17 protein-coding genes are annotated in these 17,009 nt (G+C 62.3%); 14 read left to right on the forward strand and 3 right to left on the reverse strand.

Annotated elements, in window-relative coordinates:
- Positions 1–7 precede the first annotated feature (7 nt).
- Both FJV43_RS26785 and FJV43_RS26790 read left to right on the forward strand, forming a co-directional pair.
- Positions 8–1,708, forward strand: coding sequence for a transporter (locus FJV43_RS26785; RefSeq protein WP_239622031.1), 1,701 nt, complete (start codon positions 8–10; stop codon positions 1,706–1,708).
- 31 nt (positions 1,709–1,739) lie between these two features.
- Entirely contained in the window at positions 1,740–2,174 is a 435-nt protein-coding gene (locus tag FJV43_RS26790; protein ID WP_239622032.1) for a hypothetical protein, read from the forward strand.
- 129 nt (positions 2,175–2,303) lie between these two features.
- On the opposite strand, the gene FJV43_RS26795 is transcribed toward FJV43_RS26790, so the two are convergent.
- Positions 2,304–2,738 carry a hypothetical protein gene (locus FJV43_RS26795; protein WP_239622033.1) on the reverse strand — a complete coding sequence of 145 codons (435 nt, stop codon included), beginning with the start codon at positions 2,736–2,738 and terminating at the stop codon, positions 2,304–2,306.
- A 731-nt stretch (positions 2,739–3,469) separates the two neighbouring features.
- Here FJV43_RS26795 and FJV43_RS26800 point away from each other — a divergent pair.
- Positions 3,470–3,739 (forward strand): hypothetical protein, encoded by a 270-nt coding sequence (locus FJV43_RS26800; RefSeq protein ID WP_239622034.1) that lies wholly within the window; start codon positions 3,470–3,472, stop codon positions 3,737–3,739.
- Positions 3,740–4,066: 327 nt separating this feature from the next.
- Positions 4,067–4,810 carry an outer membrane beta-barrel protein gene (locus tag FJV43_RS26805; protein ID WP_239622035.1) on the forward strand — a complete coding sequence of 248 codons (744 nt, stop codon included), beginning with the start codon at positions 4,067–4,069 and terminating at the stop codon, positions 4,808–4,810.
- Between the two features lie 125 nt (positions 4,811–4,935).
- Here the strand turns inward: FJV43_RS26805 and ppk2 are convergent, their stop codons facing one another.
- Together ppk2 and FJV43_RS26815 are read right to left on the reverse strand one after the other, a co-directional pair.
- On the reverse strand, positions 4,936–5,736 hold the full coding sequence (gene ppk2, locus FJV43_RS26810; RefSeq protein ID WP_239622036.1) for a polyphosphate kinase 2: 801 nt from the start codon (positions 5,734–5,736) through the stop codon (positions 4,936–4,938).
- Positions 5,737–5,780: 44 nt separating this feature from the next.
- Positions 5,781–6,236: a hypothetical protein gene (locus FJV43_RS26815; protein WP_131866622.1), complete on the reverse strand. Its 456-nt coding sequence runs from the start codon at positions 6,234–6,236 to the stop codon at positions 5,781–5,783.
- A gap of 148 nt (positions 6,237–6,384) precedes the next feature.
- Here FJV43_RS26815 and FJV43_RS26820 point away from each other — a divergent pair, with 148 nt between their 5' ends.
- The 10 genes from FJV43_RS26820 (at position 6,385) to FJV43_RS26865 (ending at position 16,946) form a co-directional block, all read left to right on the forward strand.
- Entirely contained in the window at positions 6,385–6,840 is a 456-nt protein-coding gene (locus tag FJV43_RS26820; RefSeq protein ID WP_239622037.1) for a hypothetical protein, read from the forward strand.
- Positions 6,833–8,068 (forward strand): biotin/lipoyl-binding protein, encoded by a 1,236-nt coding sequence (locus FJV43_RS26825; RefSeq protein WP_239622038.1) that lies wholly within the window; start codon positions 6,833–6,835, stop codon positions 8,066–8,068. The genes FJV43_RS26820 and FJV43_RS26825 overlap by 8 nt, the downstream gene beginning before the upstream one ends.
- A gap of 14 nt (positions 8,069–8,082) precedes the next feature.
- Positions 8,083–8,499, forward strand: a complete 417-nt coding sequence (locus tag FJV43_RS26830; protein ID WP_239622039.1) for a hypothetical protein — start codon at positions 8,083–8,085, stop codon at positions 8,497–8,499.
- A gap of 84 nt (positions 8,500–8,583) precedes the next feature.
- Positions 8,584–9,375: a DUF2092 domain-containing protein gene (locus FJV43_RS26835; RefSeq protein WP_239622040.1), complete on the forward strand. Its 792-nt coding sequence runs from the start codon at positions 8,584–8,586 to the stop codon at positions 9,373–9,375.
- Positions 9,372–9,656, forward strand: coding sequence for a hypothetical protein (locus tag FJV43_RS26840; RefSeq protein WP_061878346.1), 285 nt, complete (start codon positions 9,372–9,374; stop codon positions 9,654–9,656). Before FJV43_RS26835 ends, FJV43_RS26840 begins: the two co-directional genes overlap by 4 nt.
- Positions 9,657–9,752: 96 nt before the next feature.
- A complete protein-coding gene (locus tag FJV43_RS26845; protein WP_239622041.1) occupies positions 9,753–11,636 on the forward strand; it encodes a HAMP domain-containing sensor histidine kinase in 1,884 nt (627 codons plus the stop codon).
- 128 nt (positions 11,637–11,764) lie between these two features.
- A complete protein-coding gene (locus FJV43_RS26850; RefSeq protein WP_239629619.1) occupies positions 11,765–13,438 on the forward strand; it encodes a DUF3300 domain-containing protein in 1,674 nt (557 codons plus the stop codon).
- The gene (locus tag FJV43_RS26855; RefSeq protein ID WP_239622042.1) at positions 13,435–14,349 is read left to right on the forward strand and encodes a DUF2950 domain-containing protein; all 915 of its coding nucleotides are present in this window, start codon (positions 13,435–13,437) and stop codon (positions 14,347–14,349) included. Before FJV43_RS26850 ends, FJV43_RS26855 begins: the two co-directional genes overlap by 4 nt.
- Positions 14,333–14,800, forward strand: coding sequence for a hypothetical protein (locus tag FJV43_RS26860; RefSeq protein WP_239622043.1), 468 nt, complete (start codon positions 14,333–14,335; stop codon positions 14,798–14,800). Before FJV43_RS26855 ends, FJV43_RS26860 begins: the two co-directional genes overlap by 17 nt.
- A gap of 391 nt (positions 14,801–15,191) precedes the next feature.
- Positions 15,192–16,946, forward strand: a complete 1,755-nt coding sequence (locus tag FJV43_RS26865) for a beta-(1-6) glucans synthase (RefSeq protein WP_239622044.1) — start codon at positions 15,192–15,194, stop codon at positions 16,944–16,946.
- The last annotated feature ends 63 nt before the right edge of the window (positions 16,947–17,009 follow it).

Below are 17,009 nucleotides of genomic sequence, written 5' to 3' on the forward strand. Positions count from 1 at the left end.
GACGATCATGCAGGGCTTTTTCACGTTCTTGCAGCAGAATCCCTATCTGCTGCTGTTCTTTGTCGTCGGGCTCGCCGTCTACATCGGTCGGGTCAGCATCAAGGGCTATGGCCTCGGCATGGTCGCCGGTGCCATCGTGGTAGGCGCGGGGCTCGCGGTCTGGTCTTCGAGCTACGGCGTCAAGCTCGAGCTTAACAACTTCACCAAGAGCTTGTTCTACTACCTCTTCATGTACGGTGTCGGCTTGCGAGTCGGGCCATCCTTTGTCAACAGTTTGAGGGGCGACGGCATCAAATTCGTGTTCCTGGCGGTGGTGTCGAGCGTTCTGGGCCTCGCGCTGGTCGTCATATTCGCGAAGCTTTTCGATCTCCCGACCGGCGCCGCTGGCGGCATGTTGGCGGGTTCGCAGACCATGTCGGCTGCGATCGGCTCGGCTGAACAGGCCATCACCTCGGGTGTCGTCAGGCTTCCTGATGGCATGAAGCCCGAGGACGCGACGGGCATGATCGCGCTATCCTACGGTATCACCTATATCTGGGGCACGGTCGGCATCATCCTGATCTGCAAATACCTGCCGCGCTGGTGGGGCGTCGACGCCAAGGCGGCGGCAAAAAAGTACGAGAAGGACTTCGGCGTCAAGGATCTCGAGGGAGGAGGCCTGACCGGTTATCGCCAGTTCGGCCTGCGTGCTTATCGACTGGAAAATCCGGCGCAGGTCGGCATGAGCATCGCCAAATTCCGCTCGATCCATCCGGAATACCGCATCGTCAACGTGGCTCGCGGCGGCGAGCCACAGGGAGCCGATCCCGAGTTGGTGCTGCAAAAGGGCGATGTCGTCGCACTCGGCGGCTCGACGGAGCATCTCACCGACAAGATGGGCCTGATCGGGCCTGAGGTCGCTGACACTACGGCGCTGGGCATTCCCATGGATCAGGCGGACATTCTTGTCACGAACAAGGAGATGGTCGGGCGCACCTTTGAATCCTTCCGCGACACGGCGATCGCCGGCCAGCTGCAGGTCACCAAGGTCGAGCGCGGTGGTGTGCCGCTTGCCGCCGGTCTCAAGACCGAATTGCAGCGGATGGACATCGTTTCGGTGGTTGGCCTCAAGTCTGCCGTCAACGAACTCGGCGAGATGTGGGGACGCATTGCGCGGACCAACACCTCGACCGATCTGCTGACGCTCGCCGTCGGCATGATCATCGGCTTCCTGATCGGCATGATCGAATTTCCGGCCTTTGGCGCCAAGATCGGCCTCGGCAATGCAGGCGGCCTGTTGCTTTCGGGCGTGATCGTCTCCTCCCTGGTCTCGCGGCTGCGCTTCTTCGGCAACACGCCGAACGCGGCGCGCAACGTGCTGGAGGATCTCGGCCTCGTCGTCTTCGTCGCGATCGTCGGTGTCAACGCCGGTGCCGGGCTGCTGGCGCAGCTCACCGGTGCGGTTGCCCTGAAGATCTTCGTTGCCGGCTTCATCGCCTGCACGATCCCGCCCTTCGTCGTCTGGGCGATCGGCTTCCACGTCTTCAAGATCAACCCGGCCGTGCTGATGGGCGGCGTTGCCGGCGCCCGGTCGCATTCCGGGCCATGTCGTGAAGCGGCGGTTGAAATCCAGAGCACGGTGCCCTGGATCGGATTCCCGGTCGCCTATGCGGTCTCCGGCATCCTGCTTACCGTGTTCGGCTACTTCGCGATGCTGCTCGCCCAATAGTCCGGCGTCAAACTCCAAGAGGAATGAAACCATGAGAAAGCCTGTCATCTATGCGGCCCTGATCGCCTCCCTCACCGGCGTCGTCGGATTCAGCACGCCGTCGCGTGCCGAGACCGGCGAGGTTTCGGTCGTCTTCACCAAGGGTGGCTTCATCGTCGGCGTCGGGGGCGGCGAGGGAGTTCTGCTGCTTCGGGGCAAGAGATATCCCTTCACGGTGTCGGGCATGAGCGTCGGCTTCACGATCGGCGCCTCGACCACCAAGCTGGTCGGCCGCGCTCTCAACCTGAGGGGCCCCGCTTCGATCGAAGGCTCCTATGCCGTAGGCGGAGCGGGCGGGGCGGTTGCCGCGGGAGCCGGCGCGGTTCAGCTGCAGAACGCGAACGGCGTCATCCTGCAGCTGAGCGGCCCGAAAATCGGCGCGGAGGTCTCGGCTGCCGTGGGCGGTGTCACCATTCGCCTGAAATGAGCGGGACGACGGGCCGCGTCGATGCGTGGCCCGTCCTCCTGCGCGGTGGGATGCGTTGCATGGATCCATCTTTCTGACGATTTACGACTGGAGCGAGCGGTGGCGTCTCATGAGTCTCGATCGAGTTCATCAGAAGCCATTGCCGAATCCCTCGAAAAATCTCCATTGCCGCGCGACCTGAAACGCGGGCGGCATCGTACGCCTGTGCGCAATTTTGCGGTTACGTTGCGGCTTTGTGTCTCGCACCTTCTGCGCAGGCGGTAGCTGGATCGCGTTCGGCGGAGGCAACAGCGCCATTGCGTCCCGCGCCGTGGCAGGCATGTCGGCGGCCAATGCCGGCGCAGCGACGCCGGCCTTGCTCGAGACTTGTGGAGGAATGACTAGCGGGGCGCTCGTATCAAAAACGATGCGCTCCGGCCATTTCCGATCGGAGTGAATGCGGATGACGGGCGAGGTGTCCTCCGCGCTGTCTGTGACCTGCGATCTCGCAAAGTATGCGCTGGAGACGAGCAGCAGCGCAAACAAGCCTGCGCCGACAAAGAGAAAGTACCGTGCCAGGGGCATCTTGGCTCCTTCGTCCCCGCCCGGATCTGAAGAAAATGCCATATGCGTGTCGATTGAGGGGTGATGCCGATCTCCCAATCACGCTGAGTGCCGCGGTATCGGCGGCAGGCCGGTCCCCTCAATCGGGGACAGGCCTGTGAGCGTAGTCTAGTAGCAAGGCGGGTATGGTGCGTATCCGCAACGTACATAGGCTCCGGTCGCGGCGGCTCCGACCGCAGCCGCCCCGACGCCGACCGCCACTCCGCGGCGTACAGGTGCCCGGGTGACGCCAACACCGGGAGCGCCAACGCCAACCCCTGGGCGTCCGACGCCCGCGGCGCCGCGTCCGGCGCGTGCAAATGCGTCAGTTGAAACCATCGCAATGCAGCTTATTCCCATAATCGCCGATGCGGCGAGGCAGGTAATGATTTTACGTGACATGATTGATCTCCTTTCTAAGGCTGATCAATTGTCACGCTATTCCTCTTGTGCAGGCTGGGATTGACGTAGAACAAAAAACTGATCACCCGCCGTCACGCATTGCGCGCTGTGCTCTGCACGCTTGAACTTGCCGGCATGCAATGCATGCCCTCGGGCACTCCAGGTCGATGGATATATGAGGGGACGTAGAATCCGATCGGCAGTCTGAAGATCTCGCATCATGGCAGCCGTGCTGACAATTGATGCGGATCAACCTGAGGGCTCGACTTACGGCCAGCTTGGCGCGGCGGCAATGCAGCCTGGGGCAGCCAATGGTCTTCACCTGGTACGTCACTTTTGAAGTTCACAAGCGCGGTGCTCTGCCCAAAAGGCGAAGCCCGCGGGAGACCAGAACGTTTGAAACGGAGACGCAAGCCAAGAACTTTGCGCGAGCCAAATCCAACGAGGGGCTGATCGTCTACGCCGGCACGATCAACCCATCGATCCCGAGACGATTGATTCCCTCCAGCGAAATCTCGCATTGGATTGAAGACGGACAGGATCGAGGGATCCTCGATCCTGATAGCGAAGGCACCGGATAAGCTGGAGCGGCAGCGGCTTGTCCGCGAGGGCAGCCCGCTTCATGCGGAGCTGGGCGAGTGGAGCTGCGAGTTCAGCAGGAGCGCTTCGTCTAACCTCGGCGGTGCGACGTGCTTGCACTCTGGCCTGGGCTCGAAGGCGACGAGCAGGCCGGCAACATCATCCGCACGGACGTCTAAACGATCGATTTGCCGTTTTTTCCCGCGTGTGGCCATTTTGATACATGGTCAGCGGGACGACGTACGTACTGTCGTGAATTGGAAGCGCGCATTGAAAAAATCAACCGTCGTTCAAATCCGAACGGACCAGCGATGAGCAGGGAGACTTAGATGAAGACGTATTTTTTGGTCACGGCTGGGGTGCTGGCATTGTTGGGTGTGGCGCCCGCGTCTGCGGCAGATATGGCCGTCAAGGCAGCACCGCTCCCCGTCATGGCTCCGGTCTACAACTGGACCGGCTTCTATATCGGCGCCAATGGCGGCTGGGGTCAAAGCCATAATTGCTGGGATTTCGTGACGCCCGGAGGCGTGGTCGCCGACGGCTGTCGGGACCGGTCTGGAGGTGTCATCGGCGGCCAGCTCGGTTATCGCTGGCAAGCCGGTCAATTCGTGTTCGGCCTTGAAGGCCAGGGCGATTGGGCCGACCTCAGCAGTTCACGCACCAGCTTGATCAACCCGGCCTTCTCCACCCGCACCAGGACCGACGGCATCGGCTTGTTGACCGGCCAGATCGGCTACGCCTGGAACGCCGCCCTGCTGTACGTCAAGGGAGGCGCGGCCGTCACCGGCAATACCTTCGACGTATTCAACGCGGCAGGAGTTAGCGTCGCCTCCGCGAGCTCGACCCGATGGGGTGGCGTCGTGGGCGTCGGCTTCGAGTATGGCTTTGCTCCGAATTGGTCGGCAGGCATCGAATACGACCACCTGTTCATGGGTGACGCGAACAACTCGTTCTCGGTCGCAAATCCGATCGTTGCGGGGGCGATAAATCGGATCAGCCAGGACGTGGATATGGTCACCTTGCGCATCAACTACCGGTTCGGCCCCATGTCCCAGCCGGTGGCAAGATACTGACCGATCCGACTTCGTATCGCTTGAAATGCGGGCCGGCAGAGATGCCGGTCCAGTCGGGATGCGTGATCGCGCCGCTCGGAGGATCGTCTGCCGAGGGGCAGGATGTTCGTTGAGTGTCGCTGCGGTCAATATCGCTCGGCGACGAAGTTCATTCCGCGCAAGCCCGCCTGGTCATTGTAGCGCCCCTTATCGGAGCGTCGCGGCAGCTTGACCTTGTCCTTCTTGATCCGCTTGTAGGGGATTGCCTTCAGCAAATGCGCGATGCAGTTCAACCGTGCCCGGCGCTTGTCGTCGGAGCGGATGATGTACCATGGCGCGTGTTTCGTACTGGTCCGCTTGAGCATGAGATCGCGGGCCCGCGAATAATCGTACCAGCGACGATAGGATTCGAGATCCATCGGGCTCAGCTTCCATTGTCGTACTGGATCATCGATCCTGGCCCTGAAACGGCGTTCCTGCTCGTCCATTCCGACCTCGAGCCAGATCTTGACCAGGATAATTCCGCCGTCGATCACGTATTTTTCCATTTGGGGACAGAGGGTCAGAAACCGGTCGTGCTCCCTGGGCGTGCAGAAGCCCATGACATATTCGACCCCAGCGCGATTGTACCAGCTCCGGTCGAAGATCACGATCTCACCGCCGGCGGGAAACTGTTCCATATAGCGCTGGAAGAAGAGCTGCGTCTTTTCCCGATCGGACGGCGCCGGAAGCGCGACGACGCGAAACACCCGCGGACTGACCTTCTCCGTGATGGCCTTGATCGTGCCGCCCTTGCCGGCGGCATCTCTGCCCTCGAAGAGGACGATGACCCGCAGCTTGGTCGCCTTCACGAAGTCCTGCAGCTGGCACAGCTCGACCTGAAGCTTTTGGAGCTGCTTCTCATAATCCTTGCGCTTCATTCGTTCCGCAGGTTCGTTCTTTGCCATGCGTCCCTCTTCGTAACGTCTGCTCCGACGGCCTCAGGAAATCGCTACTCGTCTCCCCAGGAGATGGTCACGCCGATGTCTCCCGGCATGCCACCCGGGAAATCGATGATCTGGTAGGCGATGCGATAGCCGCGCGGCTTCAGATAATCCGTCCAGAGCTGGAAGATCTCCTTCGGAATGCCGGTCAGCGTGTTCTCCCAGCCGGGCTCCATCTGGTTGATGGCGCGTCCCTTGTCCGTGCACAGCGTGTTGGGAAAGCGATAGACCTGAACTTCCGTGAGGCCGTTTCGCACCGCACGCTGAATGACGGTCGAGGCGAGCTTGATCTTCTCCTCCTCCGACTTCCCGGATGGTTTGGTCAGCCGCTCGATCAGGGCCTGCTTCTCGGCCTCGGCGGCGGCGGCGAGGCGGACATACTGCTCCGCCTTCTCGGCCTCCTTCAGCGCGGCTTCCTTCCGGATCTGCGTTGCACTGGGAATGAGATCGTCAATGCCTGGCATGGCGGCGGCTCCTGATTGCTGGTTTGTTCCGGAGATCGAGGCTAGGCGGGGCGAAGTGCATTCCCTTGATGCAAATCAAGCAATTCGGGGCCGGCGCCGTCACTCTCTGCGCAGTTCGGGGACACGCCGTCCCGGTCAGGAGGGAATGTTGAGCGAGCAGCTGCACCCGATGGGCCCGCATCATCTGCCCTTCTACATTGTTGCGCCCGGTGAGACCGACTGGCTGATGGTAGTGACCGGGCTATTCTTGATCGGCGCAGTTTTCAGCGTCGGGCTGTTTTACTTGTATCTGCACAGCCTGCCCGAGCGCATGGCCCACAAGACGCAGAAGCTGCAGTTCGAGATTGTGGCGGTGCTGGCCTTGATCGCGCTGTTCACGCACGAGCATCTCTACTGGATTGCGGCGTTGGTGCTCGCGATGATCGAGCTTCCGGATTTTGGGACGCCCTTGCGCAGCATCGCAGGATCGGTCGAGCGGATCGCGGACGGTGCGTCGCCGAGCGACGACGATCGGGTGACCGCCGTTGATACGCCTTCGACGGAAACACGGCCCCAGGAACTGCATCCGGCGGCATCCAGCAGCAAGGTACCCAGCCATGCTTGAGCTTACCATCTGCTCGCTCTTGACGATTCTTCCGGACTATCTCTATCGGCGTTTCGTGCAGGGCAAGCGGTTCGGCAAAGAGATCACGCTCTTCTCCGTCTGGTACGAGCTCAGATGGGGCATCACCGGCTGCCTGATGCTGACGGTGGCGTTGATCACGAGCGTCTTCTTCTTCCATCCGGCGACCCAGAACGCGGCGCTGTTGTTCCGGACCGTCCCGATCCTGCCCGAGGGCTCGGGGCGCGTGGTCGACGTCAATTTCGGCTACAGCGCGGCGGTGAAGAAGGGCGACGTCCTGTTCACGCTGGACAGTTCGAAGCAGAAAGCCGCGCTCGAAACCGCCACGCGCAAGGTCGCGGAAATCGATGCCTCACTGGAGACCGCGAAGTCCGACGTGGCCAAGGCTGAAGCGCAGCTTGGGGAAGCAAAGGCCAACTATCAGCAGGCAAAGGACGAATTGGACGTCAAGATCGAGCTGCAGCGCCGAAATCCCGGCATCGTGCCGCAGCGCGATATCGAGAAGCTGCAGGTCATGGTCGATCAGCGGCAGGCGGGAATTGACGCGGCGACGGCCACGTTGCAGTCGGCGGCCTTGCGGGTCTCGACGCTCTTGCCGGCGGAGAAGGCGAGCGCTCAAGCCGCGCAGGCCGAGGCTCAGGTTGACCTGGACAAGACCTTCGTTCGCGCCGGCGTCGACGGACGCGTTGAACAATTCCTCATTCGCTCCGGCGACGTGGTCAATCAGTTGATGCGGCCGGCCGGTATCCTCATTCCCGAGGGGGCCGGTCAGGCCAAGTTGCAGGCCGGATTCGGCCAGATCGAGTCCGGCATCATGCGGGAGGGGATGGTCGCCGAGGCGACCTGCATCTCGAAGCCATGGGTAATCATCCCTCTGGTGGTGACGTCCGTTCAGGACTACATCGCAGCGGGTCAGTTCCGGTCCGGCGAGCAACTCATCGAGGCGCAGAACCTTGCCAAACCCGGCACCATTCTCGTGTTCCTCGACCCGCTTTTCAAAGGCGGTCTCGATGGGGTGACGGCCGGCAGCAGCTGCATCGTCAATGCCTACACCAGCAATCACGACGAGATCGTCGACCCCAAGACGTCGACCGGCCGCAAGATCGCACTCCATGTCATCGACGGCATCGGGTTCGTGCATGCCTTGCTGCTGCGCATCCAGGCTTTGCTGCTGCCATTCAAGACGCTGGTGTTCGGGGGCGGTCACTGATGACGAATATATGCATGCATGATGTGAGCGCGCTGGTCGCCGCGGCAGCGCTATCGCTCGGCGCCTTGTTCGCATCAGCCAGTGGCGCGGGGGCCGTCGAGCTGAACGGCGCCTGGGCGAGCAGCGCGGATCAATGCGACAAGGTGTTCACTCGCGAAGGCGGGAAGCTCGGCTTCACGGACATGTCCGAAGTCTACGGCGGCGGCTTCATCGTCGATGGCAGGCAGCTGATCGGCAAGTTCGCGCGGTGCACGGTCAAGGCACGAAAGGACGATGGTCCAAATGTCAACCTGGTCGCGTCCTGCGCGACGGACATCATGCTGTCCAGTGTTCAGTTCAGCCTGAAGCAGCTCGATGCGAACAGCATCGCCCGGCTGTTTCCGGGAATGGCGGACATGGAGATCATCTATCATCGCTGCCCGTTCAATTGAGCAAGCGGTCGCGCAGGCTTGATGCATGTCAAGCAACTGCGTGCGCGTAGGCGTCAAGTGCCGTTCATCCCCGGGAGGATAGACATGAAATCCAACAGACGTGTTCACAAGACGATCTACGCGATGCTCGGAGCGGCGACGGTTGTGGTCGCTCCTGGCATCCGGGCGCACGCGGACGATCCGGCCAAGATTCTCAAGTCGATGTCGGACCATCTCGCCGGTCAGAAGACGCTGTCCGCGTCCTTCGACAGCGACATCGAGATCATCACGCCCGAACTCCAGAAGATCCAGTTCGCGAGCTCCGGCGAGATCAAGATGAGCCGCCCGGACAAGCTCCGGGTCAGGCGCACCGGCGGTTATGCCGATGTCGAGCTGGTCTATGACGGAAAGCTGATCTCGATCTATGGCAACAATGCCAAGAGCTATGTTCAGGCAGACGCGCCCGGGACCATCGACAAGATGATCGACGCGCTTCAGGCGCGTTCCGGCGCCGGGATGCCGGGCGCCGACCTGCTGCTCTCCAATACGTTCGACGAACTGATGGCCACCGTCATCGAGGGCAAGCATATCGGGCAGGGTGTCGTCGATGGCGTCGAGTGCGAGCATCTTGCGTTCCGCACGCCGGACACGGACTGGCAGATCTGGATCGAGGCCGGAGCCAAGCCCGTGCCGCACAAATACGTCATCACCAGCAAAACACTCGCCGGGGCGCCGCAATACACGCTCCGGATCAAGGATTGGAAGACTGACGCTCTGAACGCCGATGCCTTCGCATTCGTTGCGCCGGCGGGCGCCACCAAGGTCGATCTGGAGGGTGCCGCAATTGCAGATTTCGACGAGCTTCCCGCTGGTACACCGACAGGAGTAAAGAAATGATCGCGCTTCGAAAAGTCATCCTGTTTGCCGCAGGGGTAACCGCCTTCAGCGCCGGATTGTCCTCGAATGAAACAAACGGCCTCATCGAAGGAAGGTTCTTTGCCGAGGCCCAGGCGAGGGTCGGGCGCCCGTTGACTCCCATGAGCTATGCCGGTGTTGCCCGGAGAACCACACGCCGCGCGGTCGCCGTAGGAGCGGCGGGAGTTGCTGCCGGTGCCTACTACGGCTCCTCCTGCGTGCAGGTCGTCGATGCCTATGGCCGGGTCGTGACGCGCTGCTGACAACACCCGGCAGGGCGAGACGCTTCTTCCGTGCGGCCGTGCTCGAATTGTGCTTTGATGAGAGCCGTTCGATCATTGTGGCCGCCGAAAGAGAGCATGAGCGGACGTGTCCCCAGTGCTGCAGGCGCCTCGTCCGGCCGGGCCGCGTGTCTCGCCGCTTGCCTGGTCGCCTTTCTGGTCGTCGTCGCCGCGCCGGCGATGGGGGCCGAGCGCAGCGCGCCCAAACGGATCTTGTTGCTGCATTCCTTCGGGCGAGACTTTCGCCCATGGAGCGAGTATGCGCTAAGCATCAAGGCCGTGCTGGAGCAGCAGGCGCAGTGGCCGCTCGACGTCCAGGAGCACACCCTGCTGACGGCACGGTTCAACAACCCCGGGCCGGAAGAGCCGTTCGTCAACTATCTTCGCTCCCTCTACGCGGGCGTACCTCCAGATGTTGTTGTTAGCATCGGGGCGCCGGCTGCGCGATTTGCCCAGAAATATCGCGATCAGCTTTTTCCCGATACGCCGATGGTTCTGACCGTGGTCGAAGAGCGGCTGGTGAACCGCGCGGACTTGACCGACAACGACACCGTGATCTCCGTCCAGAACAACTTCTCGGCTGCCTTCAACGGCGTCCTCAAGGTCCTGCCGGACACGAAGACGATCGCTGTCGTGATCGGCGCTTCTCGCCTGGAAAAGTTCTGGCTCGACGAGATCAAGCGCGAGACGACACCTTTCGAAGGGCGCGTGGCCTTCGTCTGGTACAATGAACTGTCGTTCGACGAGATTCTGAGGAGAGCATCGGTGCTTCCGCCGCACACCGTTCTGTTCTGGGGCTTGATGTCGGTCGACGGGGCCGGCATTGTCCATGAAAGCGATCTCGCCCTGCGCAGCCTTCGCGCCGTCGCCAACGCTCCGATATTTTCCTACCAGGAGCCGTTTTTCAACGGCTATACGGTCGGCGGGCCGATGCATTCGATCGGCGCGACCACCACGAAGACGGTCGATGCCGTGATCCGCATCCTGGCCGGCGAGAGACCAGGCACGATGAAATTCGAGCCCCTCCAGTTGGGGTCTCCGAAATACGATTGGCGTGAAATGCAGCGCTGGGGCATCAGCGAGAGCGACCTGCCCGCTGGAAGCGAGGTTCTGTTTCGGCAGGCTGGCCTTTGGGAGACGTACCGCTGGCAGATCGCAATGCTCGCCGCCGTCATCCTGATCCAGGCGGGTCTGATCGGCGGCCTGCTTTACGAGCGACGCCGGCGGCTCGTGGCCGAGGTCGAGTCCCGGCAGCGTCTTGCGGAGCTGGCCCACGTCAACCGGTACGCGGCGGCAGGGGAGCTGACCACGTCGATCGCCCACGAGCTGAATCAGCCGTTGGGGTCGATCCTGACGAATACCGAGACGGCGGAGCTGATGTTGAAGAGCGAGTCGCCCAATCTGGCGGAAATCGGAGAAATTCTCGCCGATATCCGGCGCGACGATCAGCGGGCCAGCGAGGTGATCCGCAGGCTGCGCAGCATCCTGAAGAAGACGCCGTTCGAGATCGCCAACATCGACCTCAACGACACGGTGGGCGAGGCAATCAGGCTGTTGTCCGCTGTCAGCGATGGGCGCCGAATTGCCCTGAAGTTTGCGCCATCCGCCAGCGTGCTGCGGGTCAAGGGCGATCCCATTCAGCTGCAGCAGGTCATTCTCAACCTGATCATCAACGCGATCGACGCGATCTCGCAGGCCGGTGCGACGGAGCGGGAGATCAATGTGGCAACGGCCCAGTCCGATGCGTTTGCGGAGATCCGGATCGGCGACAGCGGGCCGGGAATTGCTCCCGCGGACGTGAAGAATATCTTCAACCCGTTCTTCAGCACCAAGCCGCAAGGCATGGGCATGGGCCTTGCCATCGTCAGGACCATCGTTGAAGCCCACGGCGGCAAGATCGTTGCCGAGAACCAGCCATCGCGCGGTGCGCTGTTCACGATCCGGCTGCCCATCGCGCATTGACCGTCGGTCGCCGAACTGTCGACGGGCGCATCGCAGCAAATCGCATGCGCGCGGTTTCTTTGATCTTTGTCAACGAAGGCCGGCTTGGCGCACCGATGCTGACACTTGCCTCGACGATGGAGGATGCGATGTTTCGTAGCGGCAAGACCCTGATTGCGCTCATGATGCTTATGGCGACACCCGTCGCAACGTTCGCGCAGACGTCTGACAAGCCGGCGGCCCCGGCGATGCAACCGGCGAGCCCGGCCGCGGCGTCCGCGGAACTGCTGAAGCCCGAGCAGATCGAAGCTCTCGTGGCACCGATCGCTCTTTACCCGGACGATCTGCTCGCAAACGTGCTGGCCGCCTCCACCTACCCACTTGAGGTGGTGCAGGCAGACCGATGGCTCAAGGAGCGCAAGTCACTGAAGGGCGATGCATTGAAAACCGAGGTCGACAAGCAGCCCTGGGACGACAGTGTCAAGGCGCTCGCGAGCACGGCGGACGTTCTCGCCATGATGAGCGACAAGATCGATTGGACCAAGAATCTGGGCGATGCGTTCCTCGCCCAGCAGCCGGACGTGATGGACGCGATCCAGCGCCTGCGTACCAAGGCCTATGACAACAAGAAGCTTGTTACGACGAAGCAGCAGAAGGTCAGCGTTCAGACCCAGGAGAACAAGCAGGTCGTCGTGATTCAGTCGGCGGATCCCGAAGCGATCTACGTTCCGTATTATGATCCGGCAACGGTCTATGGGTCGTGGCCCTATGCGGAGTATCCTCCCTATTACTTCGGATATCCGTCGTATATCGGCGCCGGCGTAATCGCCGCGGGTCTCGCGTTCGGTACGGCCTGGGCGATCGGACGCTGGGGCAATTATTGGGGAGGCGGCTGCAATTGGGGCAATCGCAACGTCTACGTCAATCACCGGGCCACCAACATCAACGCCGGCTGGCAGCATAATCCGACGCATCGTCAGGGCGTGCGCTACAACAACGCGAACGTGTCGCAGCGTTTTGGCAACAACAATATCAAGGCCGGCGCGTCGGACCGGATGGATTTCCGCGGCCGCGATGGCAATCAGGTGCTGCGTCCCAATCAGGGTGCTGGAGATCGCGCGGGTGACCGCGCGGGTGACCGTGCAGGTGACCGTGCGGGCGATCGCGGCGATCGTCAGGGAGCAGGGGATCGCGCCGGTGCCGGTACGCGAGATCGTCCCGGTGGCGGCGATCGCGCGGGCGCAAGCGATCGTGCCAAAGGTGCCGGCAATCGTGCCAAAGGTGGCGGCGATCGCGCCAAGGCGGCGAACCGCGCCGGTGGCGGTGCGGCAAACCGCGGCGGTGGTGGCAATCGTGGCGGCGCCATGAACGTCTCGTCCGGGCGGTCGGCGGCCGCGGCGTCAGCGCGCGGTCGATCCAGCATGGCGAGCATGCCGCGCGGCGGAGGCGGACCGAGCATGGCCGGCCGTGGTGGCGGCGGAATGTCGATGGGGGGTGGCGGCGGCTTCCGCGGCGGAGGCGGAGGAGGCGGCCGCGGTGGTGGCGGCGGCGGCCGGCGTTCCGACATCGCGCTGAAGCATGATGTCGTCCTGCTCGGCCATCTCGGCAATGGGCTCGGCTACTATCGCTTCAGCTATATCGGCAGCGACAAGGCTTATGTCGGCGTCATGGCGCAGGAGGTCGAGCAGATCATGCCGAACGCCGTCATGCGCGGCAGCGACGGGTATCTGCGGGTCCATTACGAGAAGCTCGGCCTGAAATTCCGCACCTACCGCGACTGGCTCGCCGCCGGCGCAACGATCCCGGCGGAGGTGACGCCATGATCGGTCTGAAATCATGTCGTCGCGCTGTTCTGCCGAGCGTCATGGCGCTCGCGCTGATGTGCACCGCGGGCCTGGCACAGCAATCCTACCGGACGCCTGAGGAGGCGGGGTCCGCGCTCGCAGCCGCGATCAAGAGTGGTCCGCGTGAGATCCTGAAGGTCCTCGGCAGATCGGCGGCCGACATCGTCTCGTCCGGAGACGAGGTCGCCGATGCCGATATCCGTGCACGCTTCGTCTCCATGTATGACTCCAAGCATGCGATCAAGGCGGAGGGCAACAAGAAGGCCACGCTGATGCTCGGACCCGAGGACTTCCCGTTCCCGATTCCGCTCGTCAACACCAGAACGGGCTGGGAGTTCGACACCGACGAAGGACGCATCGAGGTGCTTCGTCGCCGTATCGGCCGCAACGAGCTCGATGCGATCCAGACTTGTCTCGCCTATGTCGATGCCCAGAACGAATATGCCGACAAGGATCGCGGCGAGGGCGCAGGCGTCTACGCGCAACGCATTGTCTCCACGGCCGGCAAGAAGGATGGGTTGTTCTGGTGGGACGACAGCGACCCGAGCCCGCTTGGCGCGCTGGCGGCACAGGCCTCGGCCGAAGGCTACAAGGCTGGTGAGAAGTCGGCGCCGTATCACGGCTATTACTTCCGTATCCTCAAAGGGCAGGGGTCCGATGCGCCGGGCGGCGCGCTCAACTACGTGGTCAAGGGCAAGATGATCGGTGGCTTTGCGTTGATCGCCTGGCCTGCGGAGTACGGAAATTCCGGCGTCATGACCTTCCTGGTCAATCACGCCGGCACCGTCTACCAGAAGGACCTCGGCAGGCGGACGGAGTTCGTCGCGCAGCGCACCACGCTGTTCGATCCCGACCAGACCTGGAAGAAAGTCGATGCTGCCAAGCCTTGACCACATGCGCCCTGCACGGCGAGCGTTCGTCATTCGTCTGGCGGCGCTGGCGCTGCTGGCAGTTTCAGTGCCGGTGACGCCTTCGCTTGCCCAGGCATCCGGTCAGGTGCGCGTCAAGATCGTGAAGGCGGGCCTGCTGGTCGGTGGTGGCGCCGGCAGCGGCGTTTTGACCTATCGTGGCCGCAACTATCCGTTCCGCATGACTGGCGTCAGCCTGGGCATCACCGCTGGTGCGACGGTCGGTCGGCTCGATGGTTGGGCGTCAGGAATTCGCCACATCGGCGACTTCGCCGGCACCTACAGTTCTGTCGGTGGCGGCGCCGCTCTGGTCGGCGGCGTCAATGGCGTCCATCTCCGGAACGACAAGGGCGTCACGATGGTGCTGCAGGGACCCAAGGCTGGGGTGGAATTCGCCGCCAATCTCAGCCGCATCACGATCTCTCTGAGATGACGGGCGCGCATCGCAGCCCGGCAATCGTCATGTCTCATTTCGATCGGTCGTCCGTCGCGTGATCCGTGCCAGTCCAGGGGGCGGCATCTCCGCGGGGGTGATCGGCGGTTTTGCCGTTGGCATGCTGACAGGAGCCGCCGTGGGAGGCTTTATTGGGCCCATATCCCTACTATCCGGCCCCGGTCTCCTATCCTGCGGGACGTTACTATGCACCGTATGGGCCCATCCATTACGGGCCGTGCGTTCGCCGCACCGGAATTGGCCAGAATCAACCGGCTTGTGGAAATGCGAGCGATCCTATAATTCCTTCGGGAGCGACCGTCGAACAAGTTCAATTGCATGATCCCCTTGCTTCTCATGCAGTCGCGATCGCAGGCGCGCAACTGAAGCAATGCGGCGCGTCCGCGACATGGCGGCAGGTGAAAAGCGGCATCTCACGTGTGATCAGTTGGTCTATCCTCGGAAAGCAAGCTGGTTCTCCAGGCTGTTGCTCTCGCCAAGCGGGGAAGCCAGTCACGTCGCGCCTGCCGCAAGACCCCGGGATGCTGTCCGCGTTTCGCTTGCGCTCTTCCTGATATCGCTGGGCGCCATCGCCGTCGTGTGGTGGTGGTTGGGGACTCCAGTCCATCTGGTGCGCGCACCCATCGATCCGAACGACAAGGTCCAGTGCATCTCATACGCTCCATTCCGCAACCATCAGACGTCACTTTCGCCTGCGACGCAGGTATCGCGGGAGCAGATCGCGGAGGATCTTGCCCAGCTGGCGGAGATAACCGACTGCATCCGGACCTATGCGAACGATCTTGGTCTTGACCAGATCCCCGAACTTGCGGCCAGAGCGGGGCTGAAGGTCATCCAGGGCATTTTCCTCGACAAGGACCAGCAGAAGAACCGAACGCAGATCTCGACGGCGATACGCCTCGCCAGGGAATATCCCGAGACCGTGATCGCGCTCGTGGTCGGCAACGAGACGCTGCTGCGCAAGGACATAACTGTATCCGATCTCGCCGACACGATCCGCTCGGTGAAGGCGCAGGTCAGTGTCCCCGTGACCTATGCCGACGTCTGGGAATTCTGGCTGAGCAATCGTGAACTCTATGACGTCGTCGATTTCGTCACGATTCATATCCTGCCCTATTGGGAGAACGTGCCAATCCCAGCGGAATCCGCTGTTACGCACGCCGACGCAATACGCCGACAGGTCGCGGCGGCTTTTCCGGGCAAGGAAATCCTGATCGGAGAAATAGGTTGGCCGAGCCAGGGACGGATGCGGGAATCGGCGTTGCCGTCCCCTGTCAATCAGGCTCGGGTGGTCTCGGAGGTCCTCGACCTTGCCCGACGCGAGCATTTCCGCGTCAACCTGTTCGAAGCCTATGACGAATCCTGGAAGCGAGAGATCGAGGGCACGGTCGGCGGATCATGGGGTCTGTTCGGAGGCGAGGAGCGCGTGCTCAAATATCCTGCCGGCATTCCCGTCAGCAACTTTCCGCTCTGGAAGCTGCAAATGTGCAGTGGAATTGCGCTGGCGACGCTGGTCTTCGGCGCGGCGTGGTTGACCTCGCGTCGTAAGCCCGGGCGCGCTGGCCTTGCTTCATGGTTTGGGGTCGCAATATCGGCGACGACAGCCGGAATCCTGTTTGGCGTGGCCGCCCAGAAGGTGTTCTTTGAAAGTATCGGAATGGGTGGCTGGCTCCTGTGGAGCTCTCTGCTGGTGGCCGCCACGGTTTCGCCGGTGCTCGGTGCCAACGCCCTGATGTCGGGGCGCCCACTGCCCAGTTGTCAGGAATTGCTCGGCCCCAAAGGCTATCGGACGGAGTCGATGCTCGTGACCATGCACGGGTTGGCCCTGATCGGAACGGCCGTGATCGGTACGGCCACCGCGCTCGGGCTTGTGTTCGACCCGCGCTTTATCGACTTTCCTTTTGCGGCTCTCACCATGGCGGCGTTACCTCTCGCGACCGTCACATTGCTCAATCCACCCGGGAAGGGAAGCCGTCCTGTGGCGGAGACGCTGTTTGCGGGCGTGTTTGTCGGAGCGGCGGTCTATGTGGGGTTCAACGAAGGGCCGGCGAACTGGCAGGCGATGTGGACTTGCGCCGCCTATCTCCTGCTTGCCGCGACGCTGTGGCGGGTGCGCGCCTCTTGATCGCCATCAAGGTCGCCTCGGAGCCGGAGCACGCGATGATCGCACACGCTTGATCTGACACGT

This window comes from Bradyrhizobium sp. I71, assembly GCF_022354745.1.
Taxonomy (GTDB): domain Bacteria; phylum Pseudomonadota; class Alphaproteobacteria; order Rhizobiales; family Xanthobacteraceae; genus Bradyrhizobium; species Bradyrhizobium liaoningense.